This is a genomic window from Yinghuangia soli, assembly GCF_021502675.1.
GTDB classification, from domain to species: Bacteria; Actinomycetota; Actinomycetes; order Streptomycetales; family Streptomycetaceae; genus Yinghuangia; species Yinghuangia soli.
In genome coordinates this window covers 164,727-191,368 of record NZ_JAKFHA010000016.1, presented here as the reverse complement: position 1 = coordinate 191,368, position 26,642 = coordinate 164,727, and the positions used below count along the sequence as shown (strand labels likewise).

At 71.2% G+C, this 26,642-nt stretch carries 26 protein-coding genes; 15 read left to right on the top strand and 11 right to left on the bottom strand.

What is annotated here, in order from left to right; genetic code table 11:
- Nucleotides 1–57: 57 nt before the first annotated feature.
- Nucleotides 58–1,512, bottom strand: a complete 1,455-nt coding sequence (locus tag LZ495_RS25345) for an amidase (protein WP_235055181.1) — start codon at nt 1,510–1,512, stop codon at nt 58–60.
- A gap of 162 nt (nt 1,513–1,674) precedes the next feature.
- On the opposite strand from LZ495_RS25345, the gene LZ495_RS25340 reads away from it, so the two are divergent.
- Nucleotides 1,675–2,415 (top strand): TetR/AcrR family transcriptional regulator, encoded by a 741-nt coding sequence (locus tag LZ495_RS25340; RefSeq protein WP_235055180.1) that lies wholly within the window; start codon nt 1,675–1,677, stop codon nt 2,413–2,415.
- Nucleotides 2,416–2,477: 62 nt separating this feature from the next.
- Here the strand turns inward: LZ495_RS25340 and pgl are convergent, their stop codons facing one another.
- The 6 genes from pgl to tkt all read right to left on the bottom strand — a co-directional run bounded on the left by pgl (nt 2,478) and on the right by tkt (nt 11,123).
- The gene (pgl, locus tag LZ495_RS25335) at nt 2,478–3,278 is read right to left on the bottom strand and encodes a 6-phosphogluconolactonase (RefSeq protein WP_235055179.1); all 801 of its coding nucleotides are present in this window, start codon (nt 3,276–3,278) and stop codon (nt 2,478–2,480) included.
- The gene (gene opcA / locus LZ495_RS25330; RefSeq protein ID WP_235055178.1) at nt 3,275–4,438 is read right to left on the bottom strand and encodes a glucose-6-phosphate dehydrogenase assembly protein OpcA; all 1,164 of its coding nucleotides are present in this window, start codon (nt 4,436–4,438) and stop codon (nt 3,275–3,277) included. Before opcA ends, pgl begins: the two co-directional genes overlap by 4 nt.
- Nucleotides 4,435–5,982 carry a glucose-6-phosphate dehydrogenase gene (zwf, locus tag LZ495_RS25325; RefSeq protein ID WP_235055177.1) on the bottom strand — a complete coding sequence of 516 codons (1,548 nt, stop codon included), beginning with the start codon at nt 5,980–5,982 and terminating at the stop codon, nt 4,435–4,437. Before zwf ends, opcA begins: the two co-directional genes overlap by 4 nt.
- A complete protein-coding gene (locus LZ495_RS25320) occupies nt 5,979–7,652 on the bottom strand; it encodes a phosphoglucose isomerase-related protein (RefSeq protein WP_235055176.1) in 1,674 nt (557 codons plus the stop codon). The genes zwf and LZ495_RS25320 overlap by 4 nt, the downstream gene beginning before the upstream one ends.
- 163 nt (nt 7,653–7,815) lie before the next feature.
- Nucleotides 7,816–8,925: a transaldolase gene (gene tal, locus LZ495_RS25315; RefSeq protein WP_235055175.1), complete on the bottom strand. Its 1,110-nt coding sequence runs from the start codon at nt 8,923–8,925 to the stop codon at nt 7,816–7,818.
- Between the two features lie 107 nt (nt 8,926–9,032).
- Complete coding sequence (gene tkt, locus LZ495_RS25310) at nt 9,033–11,123, bottom strand: transketolase (protein WP_235055174.1); 2,091 nt, start codon at nt 11,121–11,123, stop codon at nt 9,033–9,035.
- A 241-nt stretch (nt 11,124–11,364) separates the two neighbouring features.
- Between tkt and LZ495_RS25305 the strand changes: the two genes are divergently transcribed.
- Nucleotides 11,365–12,309, top strand: coding sequence for a heme o synthase (locus LZ495_RS25305; protein ID WP_235055173.1), 945 nt, complete (start codon nt 11,365–11,367; stop codon nt 12,307–12,309).
- Between the two features lie 190 nt (nt 12,310–12,499).
- A complete protein-coding gene (locus tag LZ495_RS25300) occupies nt 12,500–12,871 on the top strand; it encodes a hypothetical protein (RefSeq protein ID WP_235055172.1) in 372 nt (123 codons plus the stop codon).
- 136 nt (nt 12,872–13,007) lie between these two features.
- Here LZ495_RS25300 and LZ495_RS25295 read toward each other — a convergent pair whose 3' ends face one another.
- Complete coding sequence (locus LZ495_RS25295; RefSeq protein WP_235055171.1) at nt 13,008–13,646, bottom strand: helix-turn-helix domain-containing protein; 639 nt, start codon at nt 13,644–13,646, stop codon at nt 13,008–13,010.
- A 69-nt stretch (nt 13,647–13,715) separates the two neighbouring features.
- Nucleotides 13,716–14,666: a COX15/CtaA family protein gene (locus tag LZ495_RS25290; protein ID WP_235055170.1), complete on the bottom strand. Its 951-nt coding sequence runs from the start codon at nt 14,664–14,666 to the stop codon at nt 13,716–13,718.
- A 308-nt stretch (nt 14,667–14,974) separates the two neighbouring features.
- Here LZ495_RS25290 and LZ495_RS25285 point away from each other — a divergent pair, with 308 nt between their 5' ends.
- Entirely contained in the window at nt 14,975–15,331 is a 357-nt protein-coding gene (locus LZ495_RS25285; RefSeq protein WP_235055169.1) for a hypothetical protein, read from the top strand.
- A 58-nt stretch (nt 15,332–15,389) separates the two neighbouring features.
- Here LZ495_RS25285 and LZ495_RS25280 read toward each other — a convergent pair whose 3' ends face one another.
- Together LZ495_RS25280 and LZ495_RS25275 are read right to left on the bottom strand one after the other, a co-directional pair.
- Nucleotides 15,390–16,172 carry an ABC transporter permease gene (locus tag LZ495_RS25280; protein WP_235055168.1) on the bottom strand — a complete coding sequence of 261 codons (783 nt, stop codon included), beginning with the start codon at nt 16,170–16,172 and terminating at the stop codon, nt 15,390–15,392.
- Nucleotides 16,169–17,098, bottom strand: coding sequence for an ABC transporter ATP-binding protein (locus LZ495_RS25275; protein ID WP_235055167.1), 930 nt, complete (start codon nt 17,096–17,098; stop codon nt 16,169–16,171). Before LZ495_RS25275 ends, LZ495_RS25280 begins: the two co-directional genes overlap by 4 nt.
- A gap of 185 nt (nt 17,099–17,283) precedes the next feature.
- On the opposite strand from LZ495_RS25275, the gene LZ495_RS25270 reads away from it, so the two are divergent.
- From LZ495_RS25270 to LZ495_RS25220, 11 genes are all read left to right on the top strand, one after another.
- Nucleotides 17,284–17,997: a helix-turn-helix transcriptional regulator gene (locus tag LZ495_RS25270; protein ID WP_235055194.1), complete on the top strand. Its 714-nt coding sequence runs from the start codon at nt 17,284–17,286 to the stop codon at nt 17,995–17,997.
- Nucleotides 17,994–19,406: a Fe-S cluster assembly protein SufB gene (gene sufB, locus LZ495_RS25265; protein ID WP_235055166.1), complete on the top strand. Its 1,413-nt coding sequence runs from the start codon at nt 17,994–17,996 to the stop codon at nt 19,404–19,406. The genes LZ495_RS25270 and sufB overlap by 4 nt, the downstream gene beginning before the upstream one ends.
- 16 nt (nt 19,407–19,422) lie before the next feature.
- Nucleotides 19,423–20,643 carry a Fe-S cluster assembly protein SufD gene (gene sufD / locus LZ495_RS25260; protein WP_235055165.1) on the top strand — a complete coding sequence of 407 codons (1,221 nt, stop codon included), beginning with the start codon at nt 19,423–19,425 and terminating at the stop codon, nt 20,641–20,643.
- Nucleotides 20,643–20,960, top strand: coding sequence for a non-heme iron oxygenase ferredoxin subunit (locus LZ495_RS25255; protein ID WP_235055164.1), 318 nt, complete (start codon nt 20,643–20,645; stop codon nt 20,958–20,960). Before sufD ends, LZ495_RS25255 begins: the two co-directional genes overlap by 1 nt.
- Nucleotides 20,961–20,966: 6 nt before the next feature.
- Entirely contained in the window at nt 20,967–21,731 is a 765-nt protein-coding gene (sufC, locus tag LZ495_RS25250; protein WP_235055163.1) for a Fe-S cluster assembly ATPase SufC, read from the top strand.
- Entirely contained in the window at nt 21,728–22,987 is a 1,260-nt protein-coding gene (locus LZ495_RS25245) for a cysteine desulfurase (RefSeq protein WP_235055162.1), read from the top strand. The genes sufC and LZ495_RS25245 overlap by 4 nt, the downstream gene beginning before the upstream one ends.
- A 25-nt stretch (nt 22,988–23,012) precedes the next feature.
- Nucleotides 23,013–23,468: a Fe-S cluster assembly sulfur transfer protein SufU gene (gene sufU / locus LZ495_RS25240; protein ID WP_235055161.1), complete on the top strand. Its 456-nt coding sequence runs from the start codon at nt 23,013–23,015 to the stop codon at nt 23,466–23,468.
- A complete protein-coding gene (locus LZ495_RS25235; RefSeq protein ID WP_235055160.1) occupies nt 23,465–23,794 on the top strand; it encodes a metal-sulfur cluster assembly factor in 330 nt (109 codons plus the stop codon). Before sufU ends, LZ495_RS25235 begins: the two co-directional genes overlap by 4 nt.
- A gap of 136 nt (nt 23,795–23,930) precedes the next feature.
- Nucleotides 23,931–24,695 (top strand): response regulator transcription factor, encoded by a 765-nt coding sequence (locus tag LZ495_RS25230; protein WP_235055159.1) that lies wholly within the window; start codon nt 23,931–23,933, stop codon nt 24,693–24,695.
- A gap of 254 nt (nt 24,696–24,949) precedes the next feature.
- On the top strand, nt 24,950–25,633 hold the full coding sequence (locus LZ495_RS25225) for a DUF4328 domain-containing protein (protein WP_235055158.1): 684 nt from the start codon (nt 24,950–24,952) through the stop codon (nt 25,631–25,633).
- Between the two features lie 28 nt (nt 25,634–25,661).
- Nucleotides 25,662–26,591, top strand: coding sequence for an RNA polymerase sigma-70 factor (locus LZ495_RS25220; protein ID WP_235055157.1), 930 nt, complete (start codon nt 25,662–25,664; stop codon nt 26,589–26,591).
- Nucleotides 26,592–26,642: the final 51 nt, after the last annotated feature.

The window sequence follows — 26,642 nt, the reverse complement described above, 5'->3', positions numbered from 1 at the left end:
ACGGCGGAGTAGCGGCCGGCCTGCTGCCCTGCGCAGGCCGGCCGCTCTCCGGTCCGGCTACAGCGCGGGGCGGCTGCCCGGCACGTACGCCCAGGGGCGGACGGCCTCGACGGCCGCGGCGACCTTGAACACCGCGGCGTCGTCGTACGTCGGGCCGACGACCTGCACGCCGGTCGGCACGCCGTTGGACGCGAAGCCGGACGGCACCGACAGCACGGGCACCCGGCTGCAGATGTTGAACGGGATGGTCATCGCGATGTCCATGTGGTGGCCGAGTTCGACGCCGTCCACGACGACCTTGGTCGAGGTGTAGTCGTCGTCCGCGAACAGCGCGGGGATGGCCGTGGTCGGGCAGATCAGCGCGTCGAAGCGCTCCAGGACCGGGCCGAGCTCGGCGTAGATCGCGCCTTCGAGTTCGAGGCCTTCGAGGAAGGACGTCTCGGCGGCGACCCGGGCGGCGTCCGCGGCGAAGGCGGCGAGGTACGGGTTGACCAGGTCCGGCGCTGCGGCCACCGCGGCTCCGGCGTCGGCGCCGAAGATGCCCGCGAAGTGCGCGAGGCTGGCGCGCATGATGGTGGGCTGGTCCCAGGCGAGTTCGATCTCCTCGACGATCGCGCCGGCGGCCCGCAGCGCCTCGGCGGTGGCGCGGGTGTTGGCCGCGACCTCGGCGTCGACGCGGTAGTTGCCGAGGGTCACGCACAGCGCGATGCGCAGGCCTTCGACGCCGCGGGCGCCTTCGTACGCCTCGGGGAGCACGAGCTTGGGCCGCAGCGAGACGACGTCGCCCGCCCAGGGGCCGGCGATGACGTTCTCCAGCAGTGCGCAGTCGGCGACCGTGCGGGCCATCGGGCCGTCGTGGCAGTACTGGTCGAGGTTGTACGGCGGCATCGCGGGGACGCGGCCGTACGGCGGCTTGAAGCCGACCACGCCGTTGAAGGACGCCGGGATGCGGATGGACCCGCCGATGTCCGAGCCGGTGGCCAGCGGCGCGTAGCCCGCGGCCAGCGCGGCGCCCGAGCCGCCCGACGAACCACCGCACGAGTACTCGGGGTTCCACGGGTTGCGGGTGACGCCCCACATCTTGGACTGGGTGAACGCGGCCGAGGAGAACTCGGGCGTGGTGGTGCGCATGTGCACGATGCCGCCGGCCTCCTGCACGCGCTGGATCACCGGGTGGGTGGCGTCCGCGATGTTGTCGGCCATGAGCAGCGAGGCCTCGCGGTGGCTGCGGCCGGCGATGGGCTGCTCCTCCTTGGCCGCCACCGGCAGTCCTTCGAGCGGGCGGAGCGGGCCGGAGCCCTTGCCGAGGTAGCGCTGCTCGGCCTCGCGGGCCGATGCGTACGCCTCCTCGCGGAGGTACTCGACGACGGCGTTGACGACCGGCTCGGTCTTCTCCGCGCGGTCGAGCACGGCGGTGAGCAGTTCGACCGGCGACAGCTCGCGGGTCCGGAAGGCGGCCAGCGCCTCGGTCGCGGACAGGTAGGCGAGGTCGGTGGAGGCGTCAGACGGCACAGGATCTCCCGAACGGACTGGGGCAGGGGGCACCGCGGCCGCGGGACGGCCCGGCGGCACGGTCGGGACAGCGTCGCCGCCGCGGCGGCACGTTGTCAACGGTGTTGACAAAGAAAAGTCAACAGCGTTCACAACATCACATCGGACCGCCATAATGAGGGGATGCCCAAGCCCGTCGCCGACCGCGGCAAGGCCGCGAAGGCCGCTGCCCCGGTCAACTCCGATACGCACGGCCCCGGGGGCGGCCGGCGGCACTTCCTGAACCGGACGCTCCTGGTCGACACCGCGATCTCGGTGATCGAGGAGGACGGCCCCGAGGCCCTGACCTTCCGGCGCCTGGGCGCCGAACTGGAGGTCGCCCCCACCGCGGTCTACCGGCACTTCCCGGACAAGGACGCCCTGCTGCGGGCGCTGGGCGACCGGCTCCTCGAAGTCGCCCTGGAGGGCTTCGTCCCGGGCGAGGACTGGCGCAGCACCCTGCACGCCGCGGCGGTGACCGCCCGCCGCGCGTACCTCTCGCACCCGCGCGTGGCGACCCTCGCGGTGGCCCGGGCGACCACCAACGAGGCGACGTTCCGCTTCGCCGACATCTGCCTCGGCGCGCTGCGCTCGACCGGCCTGGACACCGCCGTCGCGGCCCGCTTCTACCTGGCTTTGGTCGACCTGACCCTCGGCTCGGCCGCCCTGGAGGCCGCCTTCGCCGGCCAGGACGCGGCGGTCCTGGCCGAGGACGACGCAGCCTGGAGCGGCAAACTCCTGGAAATCGCCGCCCCCGAATACCCGAACCTCGTCGCCGCCGCCCCGCACCTTCGAGGCGCCTACCGCGACGACCACTTCGAGGCCCTGCTGAGCCTCCTGCTGGACGCGGTGTCCGTCCACCTCCCCGGTTCGGCGGAGTACTAGGACGCCGGCATGCCGAAGGCGGCACCCTGGTCCGGGTGCCGCCCTTCGGATCGGTCCTCACCTCACGGTGAGGCGATGCGGTTCAGTCCCGGCGGGAGTTCCGCGGCTGCGGATCTGTCCAGGAGCCACAGGGTGTTGCGGCGGCCGTAGGCGCCCGCGGCCGGGACCTGCTTGTCGCCGCTGCCTGCCAGGGCGATCCGGACGGCCGCGGCCTTGTCCTCGCCGGCGGCGAGCAGCCACACGTCCTTCGCGGTGCGGATCGCCGGGAAGGTGAGCGTGATGCGGGTGGGCGGCGGCTTGGGGGCGCCGCGTACCGCCACCACCGTGCGCTCGGTCTCGTGCACCGCGGGCAGTTCCGGGAACAGCGAGGCCACATGCGTGTCCGGGCCGACGCCGAACATCGCGACGTCGAACGACGGCACGTCCACGCCGCCGCGCTCCCCCGCGGTCTCGACCTTGGCCGCTGCTGCGAGCTCCTCGGCGTACCGGGCCGCGGCCGCCTCCGGGTCGTTGCCGTCCGGGCCGTCCGAGGCCGGCATCGGGTGCACGTACGCCGGGTTCAGCGGCAGTTTGTCGAGCAGTTCGGCGCGGGCCTGCGTCTCGTTGCGCTCCGGGTCGCCGGCCGGCAGGAACCGCTCGTCGCCCCACCACACGTGCACATGCGCCCAGTCGACCGCGTCGCGCGCGGGCGACTCGGCCAGCTCGCGCATGAGCGCGTTGCCGTTGCGGCCGCCGGTCAGCACCACGTGCGCGATGCCGCGCGCGGCCTGCGCGTCGACCAGGCGCGTGATGAGCCGCGCGGCCGCCGCGCGGGCCAGCAGCGTGCCGTCCGCGTGGATGAGCACGCCGGGCGTGCCGGTCACGACGAGCCGCCGCTGCGCTTGCGCGGCGAAGCGGACCGCGAGGCGGTCGACTTGGCGGTCTTCTTCGCCGCCGAGCGGGCCCCGGCCCCGGCTCCCGAGCCGGAGGCGCTGCCGCGCTTGGCCGGGGCCTGGACGGCGTCCGCGGACTCGGCCATCGTCGAGGCGCCCGCGACCGCGCCCACGGCGACGCCCGGGGTCTCCGCCTCGCCGGCCGCGACCGCGGCCGGGGACGCCTCGGCCGCGGCACCCGCTGCCTGGGCCTCCTCGGCGGCGTGCGCGAGCGTGGTGGCGTAGACGTCGTCCGGGTCCAGGCGCCGCAGTTCCTCGGCGATCAGCTCGGCCGACTCGCGCCGCTTGAGCGCGACGTGCCGGTCCGGCTGGCCGGGCGTGGACAGCGTGGCCAGCACGCCGTCCGGGCGGGTGATGGCGATGTCGCCGGACTCGGTGACCAGGCGCACCGCGGTGATGCCGGGGCCCGCCGAGACGACCCGCTCGACCGGGACGGCGAGCCGGTCGGCCAGCCACAGGGCGAGGAGTTCGGCGCTCGGGTTTCCCGCCTTGGCCTCGACCGCCGCCGAGGTGATCCGCTCGTACCGCTGGTCCAGGGCCGCGGCCAGCAGGCTGCGCCACGTGGTGGTGCGGGTCCACGCCAGGTCGGTGTCGCCGGGCGTGTAGCCCGAAGCCCGGATCTCCAGCCAGTCCGGGCGCCGCGGCGCGGCCACCGCGTCGGTGATGCGGCGCTGCGCGAGCACGCCGAGCGCGTCCTTGCTGGGGTGCTCGGGGTGCTTGCCGGGCCACCACACCACGACGGGGGCGTCCGGCAGCATGAGCGGCAGCACCACGGACTCGGCGTGCTCGGCCAGTTCGCCGTGCAGCCGCAGGACGACGGTCTCGCCCGCGCCCACATCGCCGACCCGCACCTCGGCGTCCAGGCGCGGCGTGATGTCCGCACCCGGGCGGCCGATCACCACGAGGATGCGCGAGGGGTGCTCGCGGGCCGCCTCGGTGGCGGCCTTCATGGAGTCGTACTGGTTGCTCTCGTCGGTGACGATGACGAGGGTCAGCACCATGCCGAGCGCGGGCGAGCCGATGGCGTGCCGCGCCTCGACCAGCGCCGCGTTCACCGCGCTGGACTTCGTATCGGTCAGGTCGATCATCATGGGCGGCGCCAGCTCCGTCCGTCGCGTGCGAGCATTTCGTCGGCGGTGCCGGGACCCCACGTGCCGGAGACGTACTCGTCCGGCCGGCCGTGCTTGTCCCAGTACTGCTCGATCGGGTCGAGGATCTTCCAGGAGGCCTCGACCTCTTCCCAGCGCGGGAACAGCGGGGCGTCGCCGAGCAGCACGTCGAGCAGCAGGCGCTCGTAGGCCTCGGGGCTCGACTCGGTGAAGGACTCGCCGTACGCGAAGTCCATGTTGACGTCCCGGACTTCCATCGCGGTGCCGGGCACCTTGGAGCCGAACCGCACGGTCATGCCCTCGTCCGGCTGGACGCGGATGACCAAGGCGTTCTGGCCGAGCTCCTCGGTGGCGGTCTCGTCGAACGGCAGGTGCGGGGCGCGCTGGAAGACGATCGCGATCTCGGTGACGCGGCGGCCCAGGCGCTTGCCGGTGCGCAGGTAGAACGGGACGCCGGCCCAGCGGCGGTTCTCGATCTCCAGCTTTATCGCGGCGTACGTGTCGGTGCGCGACGAGGGCGAGATGCCGTCCTCTTCGAGGTAGCCGCAGACCAGCTCGCCGCCCTGCCAGCCGCCGGTGTACTGCGCGCGCACGGTGTGCGCGGACAGGTCGTCGGGCAGCTTGATGGAGTTGAGCACCTTGAGCTTCTCGGCGACCAGCGAGTCGGCGTCGAAGGACACCGGCTCTTCCATCGCGGTGAGCGCGAGCAGCTGCAGCAGGTGGTTCTGGATCACGTCGCGGGCCGCGCCGATGCCGTCGTAGTAGCCGGCCCGGCCGCCGATGCCGATGTCCTCGGCCATCGTGATCTGCACGTGGTCGACGTACGAGCGGTTCCACAGCGGCTCGAACATCGTGTTGGCGAAGCGCAGCGCCAGGATGTTCTGGACGGTCTCCTTGCCGAGGTAGTGGTCGATCCGGAAGACCGCCTCGGGCGGGAACACGTCGTCCACGATCTTGTTGAGCTCGACCGCGGTCGGCAGGTCGCGGCCGAACGGCTTCTCGATGACCGCGCGGCGCCAGGAGTCCGGGTGCGGCGGGTCGGCGAGCCCGTGCTTCTTGAGCTGCGCGACGACCACCGGGAAGAACTTCGGCGGCACCGACAGGTAGAAGGCGTGGTTGCCGTGCGTGCCCTGCTTCTCGTCCAGCTCGGTGATGGTGCGGCGCAGCTGGTCGAAGGCCTCGTCGTCGTCGAAGTCGCCCTGGACGAAACGGAATCCCTCGGAGAGCTGGCGCCACACCTCCTCGCGGAAGGGGGTGCGGGCGTGCTCCTTGACGGCCTCGTAGACGACCTGGCCGAAGTCCTCGTCGGCCCAGTCGCGGCGCGCGAAGCCGGTGAGCGCGAAGCCCGGCGGCAGCAGGCCGCGGTTGGCCAGGTCGTAGATGGCGGGCATGAGCTTCTTGCGGCTCAGGTCGCCGGTGACGCCGAAGATGACCAGGCCGGACGGGCCGGCGATGCGCGGCAGGCGGCGGTCCTGCGGGTCGCGCAGCGGGTTGGCGGGCCAGACCGCCGGGACGCGGGCCGTCATGCGGCTCCTCCGCTCAGGGCTCGGGCGTCGCCCAGCACGCCGGCCAGGCCCTCGGCGGGCTCCAGCAGGTGCAGGCGAAGCAGGGGGCGGTTCCGGGCGGTGATCGCGCCGAGGTCGCCGAGTGCCTGCGCGCGCTGCAGCTGCGCGAAGGAGTACGGGCGTCCGGGGACCGGCAGGTCGCCGGTGACCTCGCTGGTGATCTGCAGGAAGGCGCCGACGGCCGGGCCGCCCTTGTGGAACTGCCCGGTGGAGTGCAGGAAGCGCGGCGCCCAGCCGAAGGTGACCTGGCGGCCGCCGGCCGCGCGGGCCAGCAGCGCGCGCAGCTCGGGGGCGCCGGTGTCGGCGAACCGGTCGAGGTACGCCATGACGGCGAGGTAGCCCCGCTCGGGGACGGCGGCGAGGAGGGCGCGCAGCGCGTCCTCGGTGGTCGCCGCGCCGTTCAGCAGTGCGGCATCGCCGTAGACCGCGATCGAGCCGTCCACGAAGGCCGGTTCGCCCTCGGGCAGCTTGCCCTCGGACTCCAGGACGCCGAGCAGCTTGCCGGTGTTGTCCTTGGACTCCTGCACGTTCGGCTGGTCGAACGGGTCGATGCCGATGATGCGGCCGGCCACCGCGGTGGCGTACTCCCACAGCAGGAACTGGGCACCGAGCGGGCCCGAGACGGTGATGTCGCCGGCCCCGGAGTCGGCGGCGCCGAGCGCGATGCGCACCGCGTCGCCGCCCGCGTCCGCGTAGCCGGGCGCGTCGGTGCCCTCGACCACGACGGGGAGGATGCCGCGGCCCTGCTTGCCGGTGGACTCGGCGATCAGCTGCTCGGCCCAGTCGCCGAAGCCGGCGATGCCGGATCCGGCATCGGCGATGACCGCCTTGTCGCGGCCCTGGACCGCGGCGGCACCGAGTGCGGCGCCGAGCAGCAGGCCGGGGTTGTCCTCGTTGCCGGCCAGCGCCGGGGCCAGTGCCGCGGCGTCGTCGAGGAGCTGCGCCACGTCGACGCCGGCCAGGGCGCTGGGCACCAGGCCGAAGGCGGTGAGCGCGGAGTAGCGGCCGCCGACGTTGGGGTCGGCGAGCACCACGTGGTAGCCGGCCTCGCGGGCGGACTGCTCCAGCGGCGAACCGGGGTCGGTGACCACGATGATGCGGGCCGCGATGCGGTCCGGTGCCAGGCCGGCGTCCCGGAAGGCCTGCTCGAAGGCGCGCCGGTGGCTGTCCGTCTCGATGGTGCCGCCGGACTTGCTGGAGACCACGACGGCGGTCCGCGCGATGCGGTCGCCGAGCGCGCGGCGCACCTGGTCGGCGTCGGTGGTGTCCAGCACGGTGAGGGGCTTGCCGTAGGTGGCGGTGACGACCTCGGGGGCGAGCGAGGACCCGCCCATCCCGGCCAGCACGATGTGGTCGAGGCCTTCGGCCTGCACGCGCTCGCGGAGGTCGGCGAGCTGCGGGAGCAGGGCGCGGGAGGACGAGGGGAGGTCGACCCAGCCGAGGCGGACGGCGGCCTCGGACTCGGCGTCCGGCCCCCAGAGGGTGGGGTCGGACGCGGACAGGCGCGCGGGGACCTTGTCGGTGACCGACGCGGCGATGGCGTCGGACACGGCCGCGGCGCGGACGAGGTCACCGGAAACGGTGACGTCCACGCCGCCGGCGGTCACGCTTTCGTCGAATGCGTGTTGCACGGGCGGTCAGCCCTCCTGTGGTTTTGGAGTCTGCTGAAATCATGCCCTGATTGCGTGGATTCCCCCGGGATATCACGACCGAACGGGTGACGTCGGACGCGCTGTTCCCGAGGCTTCGGCGCGGTCCTGATGAGGGATCAGGACCGCGCCGCGGAGGCATACGTCACGGACGCAGGCGGTCCAGTTCCTTCTGCACGGAGTCGAGGAGTTCGTTCCACGAGGTCTCGAACTTCTCCACGCCCTCGTCCTCGAGCAGCTGCACGACCTCGTCGTACGAGATGCCCAGGTCGGCGAGCGCGGCGAGCTCGGCGCGGGACTGGTCGTACGTCCCGTGCACGGTGTCGCCGGTGATGTCGCCGTGGTCGGCGGCCGCGTCGAGGGTGGCCTCCGGCATGGTGTTCACGGTGCCGCGCACGACCAGGTCGTCCACGTACAGCGTGTCCTTGTACGCCGGGTCCTTGACGCCGGTCGAGGCCCACAGCGGGCGCTGCGGGTTGGCGCCCGCGGCGGCCAGCGCCTTCCAGCGGTCCGAGGCGATGACCTCTTCGTACGCCTCGTACGCCAGGCGGGCGTTGGCCAGGCCGGCCTTGCCGCGCGCGGCCTTGGCCGCGTCCGAGCCGATCTTGTCCAGGCGCGCGTCGATCTCGGTGTCCACCCGGGACACGAAGAAGGACGCCACCGACTCGATGGTGGACAGGTCGATGCCCGCCGCCTTCGCGGTCTCCAGACCGGTCAGGTAGGCGTCCATGACGGCCTTGTAGCGCTCCAGCGAGAAGATCAGCGTGACGTTGACGCTGATGCCCTCGCCGATCACCGCGGAGATCGCGGGCAGACCCGCCTTCGTCGCGGGGATCTTGATGAGCAGGTTCTCGCGGTCGACGAGCCACCACAGCTGGCGGGCCTCGGCGACGGTCGGCGCGGTCTTGTGCGCGAGGCGCGGGTCGACCTCGATCGACACGCGGCCGTCGACCTTGTTGCTCTTGTCGAAGACCGGCTTGAGCACGTCGCACGCGCGGCGCACGTCCTGCGTGGTGATCATGCGCACGGCCTCGTCGACCGTCACCTCGCGCACCGCGAGGTCGCGGAGCTGGGCGGTGTAGTCGTCCTTGCCGGAGATGGCCTTCTGGAAGATGGCCGGGTTCGTGGTGACGCCGACGATCTCCTTGTCGCGCACGAGTTCGGCCAGGTTGCCCGAGTCCAGGCGGGCCCGGCTCAGGTCGTCGAGCCAGATCGCCACACCTTCGGCGGAGAGGCGACGGAGGTTGTCCGTCATGACTTTCGCTCCTCTATCGGTTCTTGGTTGTCCGGCAACGCGGTTCGTGGCCCCGGGGAAGGAGCGGGGTGCACGTCCCCGTCGTGCGCCCCGCTCCCCAGTGGTGCTTAAGCGCCCGCGGCGCGCAGGGATTCCCGCGCGGCGGTGACCACGGCGTCGGCGGTGATGCCGAACTCCGCGTACAGCGTCTTGAAGTCGGCGGACGCGCCGAAGTGCTCCAGCGAGACGATCTTGCCGGCGTCGCCGACGATCTCCCGCCAGCCGAGCGCGATGCCGGCCTCGACCGAGACGCGGGCCTTCACGTTCGGCGGCAGCACCTGCTCGCGGTACGCCTGGTCCTGCGCGTCGAACCACTCGCGGGACGGCATCGAGACGACGCGCGTCTTGATGCCCTCGGCCTCCAGGGTCTCGCGCGCCTGCACGGCGAGCTGCACCTCGGAGCCGGTGCCGATCAGGATGACCTGCGGCAGTCCGGCGGACGCCTCGGCGAGGATGTAGCCGCCCTTGGCGGTGCCCTCGGCCGAGTTGTGGTCGTCGCGCTCGAAGGTCGGGACGTCCTGGCGGGTGAGCAGGATGCCGGCCGGGCGGTCGGTGTGCGACAGGATCGTGCGCCACGCCACGGCGACCTCGTTGGCGTCCGCGGGGCGGACGACGTCCAGGCCGGGGATGGCGCGCAGCGCGGCGATGTGCTCGATCGGCTGATGGGTGGGGCCGTCCTCGCCGAGGCCGATCGAGTCGTGCGTCCACACGTAGGTGACCGGGAGCTTCATCAGCGCGGCGAGGCGGACGGCCGGGCGCATGTAGTCGGAGAACACCAGGAAGGTGCCGCCGTACACGCGGGTGCCGCCGTGCAGCGCGATGCCGTTCATGGTCGAGCCCATGGCGTGCTCGCGGATGCCGAAGTGGATCGTGCGGCCGTACGGGTCGGCCGACTTCAGCGGGTTGCCCGCGGGCAGGAAGGAGCTGGACTCGTCGATCGTGGTGTTGTTCGACTCGGCCAGGTCGGCGCTGCCGCCCCAGAGCTCGGGGATGACCGCGCCGAGGGCCTCCAGGACCTTGCCGGACGCCTTGCGGGTGGCCATCGCCTTGCCGGTCTCGAAGTCCGGGAGGGCCTTCTCCCAGCCGTCCGGGAGCTGCCGCTTGGCGACGCGCGCCAGGGTCGCGGCGCGCTCCGGATTGGCGGTGCGCCAGGCGCCGAGCTGCTCGTCCCAGGCGGTGCGCGCGGCGCGGCCGCGGTCCACCACGAGGCGGGCGTGCGCGAGGACGTCGTCGGCGACCTCGAAGCTCTGCTCGGGGTCGAAGCCGAGGATCTTCTTGGTGGCCGCGACCTCGTCGGCACCGAGCGCCGAGCCATGCGACTTGGCGGTGTTCTGCGCGTTCGGCGCGGGCCACGCGATGGTGGTGCGCATCGCGATCATCGTCGGGCGCTCGGTCTCGGCCTTGCCCGCGAGGAGCGCGGCGTACAGCGCGTCGACGTCGATGTCGCCGTTCGGCAGCGGCTCGATGCGCAGGGTGTGCCAGCCGTACGCCTCGTAGCGCTTGAGGACGTCCTCGCTGAACGCGGTCTCGGTGTCGCCCTCGATCGAGATGTGGTTGTCGTCGTACAGCGCGATGAGGTTGCCGAGCTTCTGGTGGCCGGCCAGCGAGCTGGCCTCCGCCGAGATGCCCTCCTCCAGGTCGCCGTCCGAGACGATGGCCCAGATGTGGTGGTCGAACGGCGAGGTGCCGGCTGCCGCTTCGGGGTCGAACAGGCCGCGCTCGTAGCGGGCCGCCATCGCCATGCCGACCGCGTTCGCGAGGCCCTGGCCCAGCGGGCCGGTGGTGGTCTCGACGCCGGCGGTGTGGCCGTGCTCGGGGTGGCCCGGGGTGCGGCTGCCCCAGGTGCGGAACGACTTGAGGTCGTCCAGCGTCAGGCCGTAGCCGGACAGGAACAGCTGCGTGTAGAGCGTCAGGCTGGTGTGGCCCGGGGACAGCACGAAGCGGTCGCGGCCCGCCCAGTCGGGGTCGACCGGGTCGTGCTTGAGGAGCTTCTGCCAGATCAGGTACGCCGCGGGCGCCAGGCTCATCGCCGTACCCGGGTGGCCGTTGCCGACCTTCTGCACGGCATCCATTGCGAGGACACGCGCCGTGTCCACTGCACGCTTGTCGAGGTCGGTCCACTCCAGCGCGCTGCTGTCGTTGGTCGGCATGGTGCTCACCCTTGTCAGGGCTCCTTCCGGTTCTCTCCGGTTGATCGCCGAAATGTCGGACACTCGCCCGCTCGGCGTAGACGGCACGCTGTCGAGCCTACCGGGGGCGGCCCCCGGTCTCGCGGCGGAGGAGCCGCCCGGGTGGCGGACCGGCGGCGTGCGCCGCGCGGACATGCCCCCCGCGCCGTTCGGTGCCGGGCGAGGGACTACAGTTTCCCGGTAGTTCCAATCCGCTGCTGATGGGGTGTTCGTGACAGCCGTCGAATCCCGACCGGCCGGGCTCGCGGGGCCGACCCGCGGCAGTCGTCCGCCGGCGGCCCGGGTCCTCGCGTTCGTGGCCCTCACGAAACCGCGCATCATCGAACTGCTGTTGATCAGCACGATCCCGGTGATGTTCCTGGCCGCGAAGGGGATGCCCGACCTCACGTTGGTGTTGGTCGTGTGCTTCGGCGGCTATCTGTCGGCGGGCAGTGCGAACGCCTTCAACATGTACCTGGACCGGGACATCGACCGGCTGATGCACCGCACCGAGCGGCGCCCGCTGGTCACCGGGATGGTCTCCCCCAAGGAGTGCCTGGCGTTCGCCGGCGCGCTCGGGGTGATCTCGACCGTGTGGTTCTGGGTCCTGGTGAACCCGCTGTCCGCGGCCCTGTCGGTGCTGGCGATCTTCTACTACGTCGTGGTCTACACGATGCTGCTGAAGCGCCGGACGCCGCAGAACATCGTGTGGGGCGGCATCGCGGGCTGCATGCAGGTGCTCATCGGGTGGACCGCGGTCACCAACTCGCTGGCCTGGGCTCCGTTCGTGCTGTTCATGGTCATCTTCTTCTGGACCCCGCCGCACTACTGGCCGCTGTCCATGAAGTGCAAGGACGACTACGCCAACGCGGGTGTGCCGATGCTGCCGGTCGTGGCGTCCAACAAGGTCGTCGCCAAGCAGATCGTGATCTACAGCTGGGTCATGGTCGCCACCTCCTTGCTGCTGTGGCCTGCTGCCGACACCGGTTGGCTCTACCCGGCTGCCGCGGTTGTACTCGGCGCGGCGTGGCTGTACGAGGCGCACGGCCTGCAGTCCCGCGCGAAGGCCGAGGCCACCGGCGGGAAGCTGAAGGAGATGCGGCTGTTCCACTGGTCGATCACGTACCTGACACTGCTGTTCGTGGCGGTCGCGGTCGACCCGGTCATCTTCGGCTGAGCACTCCTTCTGTACTGCTTCTCTTGTCTTTCGCTTGCTGCCCGGTCGCATTCCGACCGGGCAGCGACGTGTTGTGACCATCCCCACGGCGCCATCCGAACGACCCGTGGGTAGCATTCCGCGCAAGATCGAGCGCATCGGCCCTGCCGCCGAGCGCGACGAGCACACGAACGCCGAGCGAGGTGTGAGCATGACTGCCACGGAGACTCCCGAGGTCCCGGCCGCCCCGGCCGCCGAGCCGAAGACGGACCGCCAGGTCCGCCGGCTGGCCCGCAACCTCACGCGCTTCGCCAAGCGCCACGCGGTGGACGGCAATACGCAGACCGACGCGGTCGTCGAGTACGTCGGCCGCGAGGCCACCCGCATCGTGCTCGTGGGCGCCGACGGCCAGTGGGGCGACCAGGTCGCCCGCGACCCGGAGACCGCGAAGAAGGCCGTCGAGGCCGCCGGTCTGACGCTGCACGAGGAGTTCCCCAACGACGTCGCGCTGCGCGTCAAGACCGGGCAGTACGAGTGGAGCCGCATGGCCGGCATCCAGATCGGCGGCCCGGCGAACGCCTGAGCCCCTCAAGAACAGCACCGAGCAAACGCGAGGCCCGGGACCGCAGACTATTCGTCGTCCGCGGCCCCGGGCCTCGTCGCGTCTGCTGCAGACGAGCGTCCGAGACGCCCATTCCCGGCGTGATCCTGATCCGGACTTACTCCTGGACCTCGTCCAGCGACGTCACCGACAGGAAGCGGATCGGCAGCCCGACGAGCTCCTCAGGGCCGTGCGGCCCCTCTCCGTCGAACTGCAGGGCATCCCCCGGGCGCATCGTGTACCGCGCATCACCGTGCCCGTAGACCATCTCGCCTTCGAGCATGTAGAGCAGTTCGATGCCCGGGTGCTGGAACAGCGGGAAGACCTCGCTGGATTCGGTCAGCGTCACCAGCACCGCTTCGAGCCGCTTGCGCGGACCGCGCAGCGAACCCAGCAACCGGTAGTCGTGCCCGACCCGCGTACCCCGCCGAACTATCTGGGCACCGTGCCCGGCCGCCACGTACACCGCCTCGCGGTCCGAGTCGATCCCCCGGAAAAGCGCGGTGACCGGCACTTCCAGCCCGTCCGCCAACCGCTCCAGCGTCGCCAGGCTGCACGAGGTCTGGGCGTTCTCGATCTTCGAGAGCATCGCCTTGGAAATGCCCACCCTGACCGCCATGTCCGCGACCGACAGACCGGCGCTGCGGCGGTACTCGCGGACCCGCAGCGCGATCACCCGCTCCAGGCGGCCGGTACCGCGGCCGGCCGGGGGTTCGTCCTCAGGAGCGTCGGCAGCGGCCTCGGGCACGTCGGTCATGGCCGCAGGTTAGACCGTGCATATGAACGAAAAGGCCGGGCTTCGGCCGATCGTGATCTTGTCGGTACGTCAGTACCGCGTCGCGGCCGGCTCCGGCTCGTCAGCCGGTGCGGGCACCTCGGCAACCGGCTCTCCGACCTCGCCGCGCTCGCGCAGGCCGAACAGGATCCGCGTGGTCGCCACGACCACCAGGCACGCACCGAACATGTGCAGCGAGACCTGCCATTCGGGCAGCCCGTTGAAGTACTGCGTGTAGCCGATGAGGCCCTGCGGCACGAGCACCGCCAGCAGCCACCACACCCGCTTCTGCGCACCGATCGGCGCATCCGTCACCCGCAGCGCCAGGGCCAGCGCGATGGCCGCACCCAGCAGCAAGAAGGCCAGATCCGCGTGCAGCCACGCCATCTGGTCCACGTTCACATCAAAGCGCCGGGCCTCTTCGTCACCCGCGTGCGGCCCCGACCCGGTCACCACGGTCCCGACCACCAGCAGCGCGGCCAGCACCGCGACCGTCCAGGCCCCGAAGACCCGGATCTCCTTCCGGGCCAGCGGCCGCGCAGGGCCGTCGCCCTCCCCCGACCGCTCGTACAGCGCGACGGCAGACCCGATCATGAACATCGAGAGCAGCAAGTGCGCCGCGACCGCGGCCGGGTGAAGGTCCGTCAGCACGGTGATGCCGCCCAGAAGGGCCTGCCCGACCACCGCGAACAACTGGAACGCGGCCAGGTACCGGATCTCCTTGCGCACCGGCCGGTGCTTCCACGCCACCACGATCGCCGCCACGGCAATCGCGCCGACCACATACGTCAGCATGCGATTACCGAACTCGATGAACGCGTAGATGTCGCTCTTGCCGTGCGGCGTCCACTGCTCGTCGTTGCACCGCGGCCACGTATCGCACCCCAGCCCCGACCCGGTGAGCCGAACCAGCCCGCCCGTGATCACAATCCCGATCTGGGCACACAGATTGGCCAGAAACACCCGGCGGGCAAGCGGCGACACGGCGGACGGCGAACTCATGACGCAAAGCGTACGTTGTGAATCCCTTCACGAAGTACGCGGCCCCTGGACCGTTGCTGGCCCACCAACTGAGCTCCCCCACCCGGACGGCCCAACCACCGCCGGGAGCAGTGGCCGTGCCCGGCGAGCCTCCGGATTCTGAGGTTATGAGCAATACACCCGGTTTTCCCCAGGATCCCAACGAACCGCGGTGGGGTGGTCAGCCGCAGCAGCCCTACCAGCAGCCCCCTGGCGGCTACCCCGGGGGCCCGGGCGGCCCAGCGGGGTACGGGCCGCCGCAGAAGAAGCGGCGAAAGTGGCCCTGGGTCGTGCTGGTCGTCGCGATCCTTTTTGCGGGCGGTTGCGTCGCCATCATCGCCGGGGTCTCCAATGAGGCGTCCAAGACCGTGAAGGTCAAGTACCAGGTCACCGGAGACGCCCGATCGGTGACGGTCACGTACACCACCTGGAACGACGGCGACACCTCGACCAGCCAGGACACCGTGACCCAACTTCCGTGGACCAAGGAGATGGACGCCAAGGGGTTCAGTCGCGGCGGCTCCCTGGTCGTGACGATCGGCGCTGCTGGCGGGTCGGTCGAATGCTCCGTAACCGTGGACGACGGACAGCCGAAAACAGCGACCGCGTCGGGCGCCTTTGCCAGCGCTGCGTGCACCGACTTCTGACCCTGGTGACCACCCGACGTCCAGGGCCGCCCCTCCGCGGGTCATTCCTTCCGCGCCGTCACTCCCAGCGGAAGAACTTGGCTGCTGCAGCCAGGCCCACGACGGACCAGATCGCGAGGATGCCCGCGTCGGTCCACGGCATCGTGGTGCCGTGTTGGAGGACGTCGCGGAGGCCGTCGGAGAGGGCGGCGATGGGGGTGAGTTCGAGGACGGCGGCGATGCCGGCGGGGAACTTGTCGAGGGGGACGATGACGCCGCCGCAGACCAGCAGCAGGATGAAGACGAGGTTGGCGGCGGCCAGGGTGGCCTCGGCGCGGAGGGTGCCGGCCATCAGGAGGCCCAGGCCGGAGAAGGCGGCGGTGCCGAGGACCAGGAGGAGGACCACGGCGAACGGGTTGCCGTGCGGGGACCAGCCGAGGGCGAAGGCGATGGCGGTCAGCAGGGCGATCTGGAGGGCCTCGACGATCAGGACGCAGCCGGTCTTGGCGAGCATGAGGCCCCAGCGCGGCAGCGGCGTCGCGCCGAGGCGCTTGAGGACGCCGTAGCGGCGTTCGAAGCCGGTCGCGATGGCCTGGCCGGTGAAGGCGGTGGAGAGGACGGCGAGGGCGAGGAGGCCGGGGGCCAGGAAGTCGACGCGGTCCTGGCCGGGGGCCAGTTCGCCGACGTCGACGACGTCGACCGTGCTGAAGAGGACCAGGAGGAGCGTCGGGATGACGATGGTCAGGAGGAGCTGCTCGCCGTTGCGGAGCAGCATCTTGGTCTCGAGCGCGGTCTGGGCCGCGATCATGCGGCCGAGCGGCGCGGCGCCCGGCTTCGGGGCGAAGGTGCCCGTCGCGGTCATGCGCGCAGCTCCCGTCCGGTCAGTTCGAGGAAGACGTCTTCGAGGGTGCGGCGTTCGACGGTCAGTTTCTCCGGCATGACGCCGTGCTGGGCGCACCAGGCGGTGACGGTGGCGAGCAGCTGGGGGTCGATGTCGCCCTCGACGCGGTAGGCGCCGCGGGCTACTTCGAAGGCCTTGGCGCCGACCGGCAGGGCCGCGACCATCGCGGTCAGGTCGAGGCCGGGCGGGCCGGCGAAGCGCAGGGAGTTCTCCGCGCCGTCCCGGCAGAGGGCCTCGGGCGAGCCGGAGGCGATGACGCGGCCGCGGTCGACGATGTGCACGTCGTCGGAGAGCTTCTCGGCCTCGTCCATCAAGTGGGTGGTCAGGACGACGGTCACGCCGTCCTCGCGCAGGTCCCGGATCAGGTCCCAGGTCGCATGCCGGGCCTGCGGGTCGAGGCCGGCGGTCGGCTCGTCGAGGAAGACCAGTTCGGGGCGGCCGACCACGGCCAGCGCCAGGGCCAGCCGCTGCTGCTGCCCGCCGGACAGCCGCCGGTACGTGGTGCGCCCGCAGCTCTCCAGCCCGAGGCGCTCGATCAGCATCGGCACGTCCAAGGGGTGCGCGTGCAGCTTGGCGACGTGCCGCAGCATCTCCTCGGCGCGGGCCCCCGCGTAGACGCCGCCGGACTGCAGCATGACGCCGATCCGCGGCCGCAGCCGCTCCCCGTCGGCCGCCGGGTCGAGCCCGAGCACCCGCACCGATCCCCCGTCGGCGCGCCGGTACCCCTCGCACACCTCGATGGTCGACGTCTTGCCGGCCCCGTTCGGTCCGAGGACCGCGGTCACCGTCCCGGCGTCGACCCGCAGATCGAGCCCGTCGACGGCGGTCTTGGCGCCGTACTTCTTGACCAGCCCGACAATCTCGACGGCCGCCTGCGGGGATCCCATGGCGGATCAGTTTAGGTAGCGCGGCAGAGAGGGCGGCCGCCGGGCTTTGCCGAGTCGTGACAGATCGACTACTTTCTGACATCAAACCAGGTCAGATGCCTGTTAGGCAGGCCTAAGTGACTCACTGCACGCGGGGCGGATTCGCCTTGTGCAACCAATAACGCAACAATGGCGTTGTGAAATACGTGCGCGAGGACGCGGGAGGTCCGGGGCGGGCAGCCGCCACGGGTTCGAACGCGCCCGAGAACGACGCGCACGCGGGCACCCGCAACAAGGTGGCCCGGTCGATCCTCGTGCATGGGCCGTCGACCGCCGCCGATCTTGCCGAGCGGCTCGACCTCACCGCGGCTGCGGTGCGTCGCCATCTGGACGCCCTGCTCACCGAAGGCGTGATCGAGGCGCGCGAGCAGCGGGTGTACGGTCACCGCGGGCGCGGCCGCCCCGCGAAGGTGTTCGCACTGACGGACGCCGGGCGCGGGTCGTTCCACCAGGAGTACGACGTCCTGGCCGCCGATGCCCTGCACTTCCTCGCGGAGGTCGCGGGCGAGGACGCCGTGATGGCGTTCGCACGCTCGCGGGTCGCCGCGTTGGAGACGAAGTACCTTCCGGTCGTCGAAAAGGCACCGGAGGACAAACGGGCCGAGGCGCTGGCCGAGGCGCTGTCCGCCGATGGGTACGCCGCGAATGCGCGGCAGACTCCCGGCGGAGAGCAGCTCTGCCAGCACCACTGCCCGGTGGCGCACGTCGCCGAGCGTTTCCCGCAGCTGTGCGAGGCCGAGACCGAGGTGTTCGCGCGACTCCTCGGCACCCACGTCCAGCGGCTGGCGACGCTCGCCCATGGCGACGGCGTCTGCACCACGCATGTACCGAAGAACGTCACCGGGAGGAACCCCGCATGACCACCGAAGCTCGCCCCGAGCTCGAGGGACTGGGCACGTACGAGTACGGCTGGGCCGACAAGGACGTGGCCGGCGCCAACGCGCGCCGCGGCCTGTCCGAGGAGGTCGTCCGGGACATCTCGGCGAAGAAGAACGAGCCCGAGTGGATGCTGAAGCTCCGCCTCAAGGGCCTGCGCCTCTTCGACAAGAAGCCCATGCCGACCTGGGGCTCCGACCTCTCGGGCATCGACTTCGACAACATCAAGTACTTCGTGCGCTCCACCGAGAAGCAGGCCGCTTCCTGGGAAGAGCTGCCCGAGGACATCAAGAACACGTACGACAAGCTCGGCATCCCCGAGGCGGAGAAGCAGCGCCTGGTGGCCGGCGTCGCCGCGCAGTACGAGTCCGAGGTCGTCTACCACCAGATCCGCGAGGACCTGGAGGAGCAGGGCGTCATCTTCCTGGACACCGACACCGGCCTGCGCGAGCACCCGGAGATCTTCCAGGAGTACTTCGGCTCGGTGATCCCGGTCGGCGACAACAAGTTCGCCGCGCTGAACACCGCGGTGTGGTCCGGCGGCTCGTTCATCTACGTGCCGAAGGGCGTGCACGTCGAGATCCCGCTGCAGGCCTACTTCCGGATCAACACCGAGAACATGGGCCAGTTCGAGCGGACGCTGATCATCGCGGACGAGGACTCGTACGTGCACTACGTCGAGGGCTGCACCGCGCCGATCTACTCCTCGGACTCGCTGCACTCCGCGGTCGTCGAGATCATCGTCAAGAAGAACGCGCGCGTGCGGTACACGACCATCCAGAACTGGTCGAACAACGTGTACAACCTGGTCACCAAGCGGGCCGTGGCCCACGAGGGCGCGACCATGGAGTGGATCGACGGCAACATCGGTTCCAAGGTCACCATGAAGTACCCGGCCGTCTGGCTGCTCGGCGAGCACGCCAAGGGCGAGACGCTGTCGATCGCCTTCGCGGGCGAGGGCCAGCACCAGGACGCCGGTTCGAAGATGGTGCACTGCGCGCCGAACACGTCGTCGAACATCGTGTCCAAGTCGGTGGCGCGCGGCGGCGGGCGGACCTCGTACCGCGGCCTCGTGCAGATCGAGGACGGCGCGAAGGGCTCGACCTCGTCGGTCAAGTGCGACGCGCTCCTGGTCGACACCATCTCCCGCTCCGACACGTACCCGTACGTGGACGTGCGCGAGGACGACGTGTCGATGGGCCACGAGGCGACCGTCTCCAAGGTCTCCGAGGACCAGCTGTTCTACCTCATGAGCCGCGGCATGACCGAGGACGAGGCCATGGCGATGATCGTGCGTGGGTTCGTCGAGCCCATCGCGCGCGAGCTGCCGATGGAGTACGCCCTCGAGCTGAACCGCCTGATCGAGCTGCAGATGGAAGGGGCTGTGGGCTAGCAGCCCGCAAATACCTATGGCAAGCGCTAACAACTCCGGTAGCACCACGGCCGGTTCCATCGCCGTGCGCGAGGCCGGGGCCCCCGACGAGCTCGCGGGCCCCGGCACCGGGCGCATGGTCAGCCAGCCGGCCGACGCCCGCCAGGTCGCGGTCGCGTCGTACGACGTCGCCGACTTCCCGGTCCCGAACGGCCGCGAGGAAGACTGGCGGTTCACCCCGCTGGACCGGCTGCGCGGTCTGCACGACGGCACCTTCGGCAACGTCGGCGAGGCCGCGGTCGAGGTCGAGGCCCCCGCGGGCGTCGTCGTCGAGACCGTGGGCCGCGACGACGCGCGGGTCGGCAAGGCCGGCGCGCCGGTCGACCGGGTCGCCGCGCAGGCGTACTCGGCGTTCGAGAAGGCCACCGTGGTGACCTTCCCGAAGGAACTCGCCCCGGGCGAGCCGGTCGTGGTCCGCACCCGCGGCACCGGCACCACCGGCTTCGGGCACCTGACGGTCAGCGTCGAGGCGTTCGCCGAGGCCGTCGTGGTCCTGGAGCACACCGGCAAGGCCGTGTACGCGGACAACGTGGAGTTCCTGGTCGCCGACGGCGCCCGCCTCACCGTGATCTCGGTGCAGGACTGGGAGGACGGCTCGGTGCACCTGGCCCACCAGGTCGCGCGCCTGGGCCGGGACGCGACCTTCAAGTCGGTCGCGGTGACGCTGGGCGGCGACGTCGTGCGGCTGTTCCCGCGCGTGGTCTACGACGCCCCGGGCGGCGACGCGTCGCTGTACGGCGTCTACTTCGCCGACTCCGGGCAGCACCTGGAGCACCGCCTGTTCGTCGACCACGACGTGCCGCGCTGCCGCAGCCTGGTCACCTACAAGGGTGCGCTGCAGGGTGCCGAGGCCCGCACGGTGTGGATCGGCGACGTGCTGATCCGCGCGGCGGCCGAGGGCACCGACACGTACGAGCTCAACCGCAACCTGCTGCTGACCGACGGCGCGCGCGCCGACTCGGTGCCGAACCTGGAGATCGAGACCGGCGAGATCGCCGGTGCCGGACACGCCAGCGCCACCGGCCGGTTCGACGACGAGCAGCTGTTCTACCTGCAGGCCCGCGGCATCCCCGCGGACGAGGCCCGGCGCCTGGTGGTGCGCGGCTTCTTCGCCGAGGTGATCGCCCAGATCGGCCTCCCGGAGCTGCAGGAGCGGCTGATGGCGCGCATCGAGGCGGAGCTGGAGGCGAGCGTCTGATGGCGTACGTACGCGCCTGCGCCGAGTCCGAGCTCGCCGAGGACACCCCGCTGCGGCTGGTGCTCGACGGCACCGCCGTCACGCTCGTGCGCACCGAGGGCGAGGTGTACGCGATCAACGACGTGTGCAGCCACGCCGCGGTGTCGCTGTCCGAGGGCGAGGTCGAGGACTGCGCGATCGAGTGCTGGCTGCACGGCTCGCGCTTCGACCTGCGCACCGGCCGCCCGTCCGGCCCCCCGGCCACCCAGCCGGTGCCCGTCTACCCCGTGAAGATCGAGGCCGACGCCATCCACGTCGACCTGAACCAGGAGTCCTGAGTCCGTATGGCAACGCTTGAGATCCGCGACCTGCACGTCAGCGTGGAGGCCGAGAACGGCCCCCGCGAGATCCTGCGCGGCGTCGACCTGACCGTGAAGCAGGGCGAGACCCACGCCATCATGGGCCCGAACGGCTCCGGCAAGTCGACGCTGGCGTACTCGATCGCCGGGCACCCGAAGTACACCGTGACCGGCGGCACCGTGACGCTGGACGGCGAGGACGTGCTGTCCATGTCGGTCGACGAGCGGGCCCGCGCCGGCCTGTTCCTCGCCATGCAGTACCCGGTCGAGGTGGCCGGCGTGTCGGTGTCCAACTTCCTGCGCACGGCCGCCACCGCGGTCCGCGGCGAGGCCCCCAAGCTGCGGCTGTGGGTCAAGGAGGTCAAGGAGGCCATGGAGCGCCTCCAGATGGACCCGTCGTTCGCCGAGCGCAACGTCAACGAGGGCTTCTCCGGCGGCGAGAAGAAGCGCCACGAGATCCTCCAGCTCGAACTCCTCAAGCCGAAGATCGCGGTGCTCGACGAGACCGACTCGGGTCTGGACGTCGACGCGCTGCGCATCGTCTCCGAGGGCGTCAACCGGGTGCGCGACACCGGCGAGATCGGCACCCTGCTGATCACCCACTACACGCGCATCCTGCGCTACATCAAGCCCGACCACGTGCACGTCTTCGCGGGCGGCAAGATCGTCGAGTCGGGCGGCCCCGAGCTCGCCGACAAGCTGGAGGCCGAGGGGTACGAGGCGTACACCGGAGTCAAGGAGACAGCATGACGACCACCCTCCCGGGGCTCCTCGACACCGACGCGATCCGCAAGGACTTCCCGGTCCTTTCGCGCGTCCTGCACGGCGACAAGCCGCTGGTCTACCTCGACAACGCCGCGACCTCGCAGAAGCCCCAGCAGGTCCTGGACGCGCTGAACGCGTACTACGAGCTGCACAACGCCAACGTGCACCGCGGCGTCCACGTGCTGGCCGAAGAGGCCACCGCGCTGTACGAGGGCGCCCGCGACAAGGTCGCGTCGTTCATCAACGCGCCCTCGCGCGACGAGGTCATCTTCACGAAGAACTCGTCCGAGTCGCTCAACCTCGTGGCCAACATGCTGACCTGGGCCGACGACCCCTTCCGGGTCGGTCCGGGCAGCGAGGTGGTCATCACCGAGATGGAGCACCACTCGAACATCGTGCCGTGGCAGCTGATGTGCCAGCGCACGGGTGCCTCGCTCAAGTGGTTCGGGCTGACCGACGACGGCCGCCTCGACCTGTCGAACATCGACGAGGTCATCACCGAGAACACCAAGGTGGTCTCGGTCGTGCACACGTCGAACATCCTGGGCACGGTCAACCCGCTCGAGGCGATCGTGCGCCGCGCGCACGACGTCGGCGCCCTCGTGGTGGTCGACGCGTCGCAGGCCGCGCCGCACGTCCCGCTGGACGTGCAGGCGCTGGAGGCCGACTTCGTGGCCTTCACCGGGCACAAGATGCTGGCTCCGACCGGCATCGGCGTGCTCTGGGGCCGGCTCGGGCTGCTCGAGGAGCTGCCGCCGTTCCTGGGCGGCGGCGAGATGATCGAGACCGTGACGATGAGCGCGTCGACGTACGCGCCCGCGCCGCACAAGTTCGAGGCCGGCACCCCGCCGATCGCGCAGGCGGTCGGACTGGGCGCGGCCATCGACTACTTGAACGCGCTCGGCATGGACAAGATCGCGGCGCACGAGCACGCGCTCACGTCGTATGCGATAGACGCGCTCAACGGAGTCGAGGGCCTGGAGATCATCGGCCCGAAGACCGCGGAGATGCGCGGCGCGGCGATCTCGTTCCAGTTCGGCGACCTGCACCCGCACGACGTGGGCCAGGTGCTGGACGAGCAGGGCATCGCGGTCCGGGTCGGGCACCACTGCGCGCGGCCGGTGTGCCTGCGCTACGGCGTCCCGGCCACCACGCGTGCGTCGTTCTACCTCTACTCGACCCCCGGCGAGGTCGACGCCCTCGTCGCCGGCCTGGAACACGTGCGCCGTTTCTTCGGCTGACGTGGGTATGGGAGCGAACACGGCGATGAAACTGGACTCGATGTACCAGGAGATCATCCTGGACCACTACCGCAACCCCCATCACAAGGGGCTGCGGGACCCGTTCGACACCGAGGTGCACCACGTCAACCCGACGTGCGGCGACGAGGTGACGCTGCGGGTCAAGCTGGACGGCACCGGTGCGGACGCCAAGGTCGTGGACGTGTCGTACGAGGGCCAGGGCTGCTCGATCAGCCAGGCCAGCGCGTCGGTCATGACCGACCTGGTCATCGGCCGGACGGTGGCCGACGCCCTCAAGGTGCAGGAGGAGTTCCTGCACCTCATGCAGTCCAAGGGCCAGGCCGAGCCGGACGAGGAGGTGCTGGAGGACGCCGTCGCGTTCGCCGGCGTCTCGAAGTTCCCGGCCCGCGTGAAGTGCGCGCTGCTGGGCTGGATGGCCTGGCGTGACGCGACCACTCAGGTGATGGAGGGTCAGAAGTGAGCGACACGAAGGTGAACCCGGCGAGCGCCGACGAGGTCACCGAGGCCTTGTACGACGTCGTCGACCCGGAGCTCGGCATCAACGTCGTGGACCTTGGCCTCGTCTACGGCGTCACGGTCGACGACGCGAACATCGCGACCGTCGACATGACGCTCACCTCGGCGGCCTGCCCGCTGACCGACGTCATCGAGGACCAGGCGAAGACCGCCACCGAGAACCTGGTGAGCGACCTGCGCATCAACTGGGTCTGGATGCCGCCGTGGGGCCCGGACAAGATCACCGACGACGGCCGCGAACAGCTCCGCGCCCTGGGCTTCAACGTCTGAGCGTCGACACATAGCGCCTCGAACGCAGAGGGCGGGCACCGGTTTTCTCCGGCGCCCGCCCTTTCGTGTTCTGCCGCCTCCGCCCCGCGATGCGGGCAACTACCATGCGGTAAAGGCGTCTTGACGGGGTGAGGCGATGGCCGGAGGACAGGGCCCGCGGCCGTTGCCGGCGGCCGAGGCGGACACGGTCCTGCGGATCGTCGGGGACTGTCTCGCGGCGCGTTCGCTGCACGCGTTCCGGGAGGGTGTCGCCGAGGCGTTCGCGCGGCACTTGGGATACCGGCATGTGTCGTTCTTCCTCGGCGGGGACATGGCGGGGATCTTCGGGGACGAGGCTCCCTTGGTGGTCGGGCGGGCGCGGCGCATGGCCCCCGCGTACATCGAGCACTTCCGCGGCATGGATCCCTTCGCGGCCGCCTGCGGTGTCCGCGTCCCCACCGCGCCCGTACCGCTGTCGCTGGCGCAGTGCACGCAAGGCCGCGTCATGGAGCACCGCGAGTACATGGAGCGGTTCATGTTCCGGCACGGTATCCGCGACAAGATGGTCATCGCCCTGCCCGGGGCCTCCGGTGCGGCCGGGATAGGGGTGCTGGCCGAGGAGGCAGGCGCGTTCGGCGTCCTGGACCAGGCGCGCTTGTACGCACTCGCACCGCATCTCGCTCATGTGCTGGCGCTGCATCTCCAGGCGGGGCCGCTCCGACCGCCCGGTGCCGGACGGCTCACCGGGCGCCAAGAAGAAGTGGCGCGGCTGGCGGCGTCGGGGGCGTCGACCCGGCAGATCGCCGCCGCGCTGTTCATCACCGAGAACACCGTGAAGCGGCATCTGACCGCGGTCTTCGCCGAGTTGGGCTGCCAGAGCCGCAGCCAACTGGCGGTGCTGTGGCACCGCCGCGCCGGCTGACGGCATGACCCGAAGGTGCAAGATTCCGGGCCCGTGCCGGACACGCGGCGGCGCCGCGCGCAGAGTGGTCCTGCGGGTCGCCCGGGAGAGCCGGTGACCGCGTCCGAACCATGGCGACGGCAACGGGGGTCCACATGGCGCACCACACGGGCGGCCCGCCGCCGTATCCGCACTGGCCGCCCGCCGGGGGTGCGCCGGGGGCTCCGCCGGGAGCGCCTCTGCGCCCCGTAGCCGGCCTCGGCGGGCTATGCGCCGTGCTGCTGGGCGCGGCCGGCGTCGCCCTGCTGGTATCGGCGGTCAACGACGGGTCGGACGCCCTGAAGGTCGAGGAACGCGGTCTCGGGGCTTTCGACAAGTTGGTCGGCGACATGTTCTCGGCGTCGAGTGCCCTGGCCCTGGTCGTCACGACGGTGTCCGGCCTGGTGTTCCTCTACTGGCTGTCCACGGTTCGCGCCAACATCCGGGACTGGTCGGGCGATCCGATCCGGTCCGGGAGCCTGCGCGACGCGTTCGCGTTCGGCGCTCCGCTCGTCAATCTGTTCAAGCCCCACGAGGTCATGCGCGAGGTCTGGACGCGCAGCCATGACGGCGTGCCGCACAACGACCGCCCCGGGCTGCTGCGTACCTGGTCGATCGCCTGGGTGCTGTGGGGCATCGCACGGCTCGTCTCGCCGTTGACCGCGCAGATGGCCTTCGGCAAGGCGCAGGAGGCCTTGGCCACGGCGAGTTTCTTCGGCAACAGCCTGCACCCCTCCCGCGCCGCCCTGGACCTGCTCCGGCGGCGGCGGGGGGCCCGGGGGGGGGGGCGGGGGGGGGGGGGGGGCCCCCCCCCCCCCGCCGCCGTGTTCGTGCTCCGCGTGTCCGCCGCCCACGAGGCGCGCCGGACGGCGCAGGTGCCTCCTGCTCCGCCGCCGCCGGGCGCCCCGGTGCGCTTCTGACCGGTCGCCCCCTCGGTACGGTGGGCAGGTGGGCGAGACGAGGGATGCCGCGGTTTCGGCGGAGGAGTTCGAGGCGGAGCGCGGGCGGCTGTTCGGGATTGCGTATCGGATGCTCGGGTCGGCGGCGGAGGCCGAGGATGCGGTGCAGGATGCGTATCTGCGGTGGCATGCCGCGGACCGGGCGTACATCGGTGCGCCGGGGCCGTGGCTGGCGAAGGTGCTCACGAATCTCTGCCTGAACCGGCTTGATTCGGCGCGGGCGCGGCGCGAGGAGTATGTCGGGCCGTGGCTGCCCGAGCCGGTGCGTACCGATGCGGGCGCGCTCGGGCCGCTGGAGACCGCCGAGCAGCGCGACCAGGTGTCGATGGCGATGCTCGTGATGCTCGAACGCCTGTCTCCTCCGGAGCGTGCGGTGGTGGTGCTGCGCGATGCGTTCGCGTACGCGCATGGCGACATCGGCGAGGTGCTCGACCTGCCCGAGGCGACCGTGCGGCAGACGTACCGGCGCGGGAAGAAGCACCTGGAGGCCGGCAAGTCGCGGTTCGAGGCGTCCTCGTCGGCGCGGGCCGACCTGCTGGCCCGGTTCCTGGCCGCGGCCGCGGAGGGTTCGCTGGAGCAGTTGGAGTCGCTGCTCGCGGATGACGTCGTGTCGTGGTCGGACGGCGGCGGCAAGGTCTCCGCGTCCACCCGGCCGGTGTCCGGCCGGACCAAGGTCGCGCGTTTCCTGCTCGGCATCATGGAGCGCTTCGCGACCCAGATGCGCATCGAGTTCGCCGAGGTCAACGGGGAGGGCGCACTGCTCGCCTGGGAGGACGGGGCGTTGGCCGCGGCCGGCTTCTTCGAGGCCGGTCCGGACGGGATTTCCGGGGTCCGTATCGTCCGGAACCCCGACAAGTTGAAGTTTCTCGAAGATCAGTCCCGAAACCTGTCACGAATCGAGGGGTTGTCCGGTTCTTAGCTGGTGACGCCGCCGGGGCACCCGCCCCGCGGCCCCGACAGCCAGTGGAGG

Coding starts and splice junctions, on each gene's coding strand:
- LZ495_RS25255 (WP_235055164.1), top strand. CDS start 20,643: ATGGCGTACGTACGCGCCTGCGCCGAGTCCGAGCTCGCCGAGGACACC.
- opcA (WP_235055178.1), bottom strand. CDS start 4,438: ATGATGATCGACCTGACCGATACGAAGTCCAGCGCGGTGAACGCGGCG.
- LZ495_RS25280 (WP_235055168.1), bottom strand. CDS start 16,172: ATGACCGCGACGGGCACCTTCGCCCCGAAGCCGGGCGCCGCGCCGCTC.
- LZ495_RS25295 (WP_235055171.1), bottom strand. CDS start 13,646: ATGACCGACGTGCCCGAGGCCGCTGCCGACGCTCCTGAGGACGAACCC.
- LZ495_RS25340 (WP_235055180.1), top strand. CDS start 1,675: ATGCCCAAGCCCGTCGCCGACCGCGGCAAGGCCGCGAAGGCCGCTGCC.
- sufD (WP_235055165.1), top strand. CDS start 19,423: ATGGCAAGCGCTAACAACTCCGGTAGCACCACGGCCGGTTCCATCGCC.
- sufC (WP_235055163.1), top strand. CDS start 20,967: ATGGCAACGCTTGAGATCCGCGACCTGCACGTCAGCGTGGAGGCCGAG.
- LZ495_RS25230 (WP_235055159.1), top strand. CDS start 23,931: ATGGCCGGAGGACAGGGCCCGCGGCCGTTGCCGGCGGCCGAGGCGGAC.
- tal (WP_235055175.1), bottom strand. CDS start 8,925: ATGACGGACAACCTCCGTCGCCTCTCCGCCGAAGGTGTGGCGATCTGG.
- LZ495_RS25275 (WP_235055167.1), bottom strand. CDS start 17,098: ATGGGATCCCCGCAGGCGGCCGTCGAGATTGTCGGGCTGGTCAAGAAG.
- zwf (WP_235055177.1), bottom strand. CDS start 5,982: ATGACGGCCCGCGTCCCGGCGGTCTGGCCCGCCAACCCGCTGCGCGAC.
- sufU (WP_235055161.1), top strand. CDS start 23,013: ATGAAACTGGACTCGATGTACCAGGAGATCATCCTGGACCACTACCGC.
- sufB (WP_235055166.1), top strand. CDS start 17,994: ATGACCACCGAAGCTCGCCCCGAGCTCGAGGGACTGGGCACGTACGAG.
- LZ495_RS25300 (WP_235055172.1), top strand. CDS start 12,500: ATGACTGCCACGGAGACTCCCGAGGTCCCGGCCGCCCCGGCCGCCGAG.
- LZ495_RS25290 (WP_235055170.1), bottom strand. CDS start 14,666: ATGAGTTCGCCGTCCGCCGTGTCGCCGCTTGCCCGCCGGGTGTTTCTG.
- LZ495_RS25245 (WP_235055162.1), top strand. CDS start 21,728: ATGACGACCACCCTCCCGGGGCTCCTCGACACCGACGCGATCCGCAAG.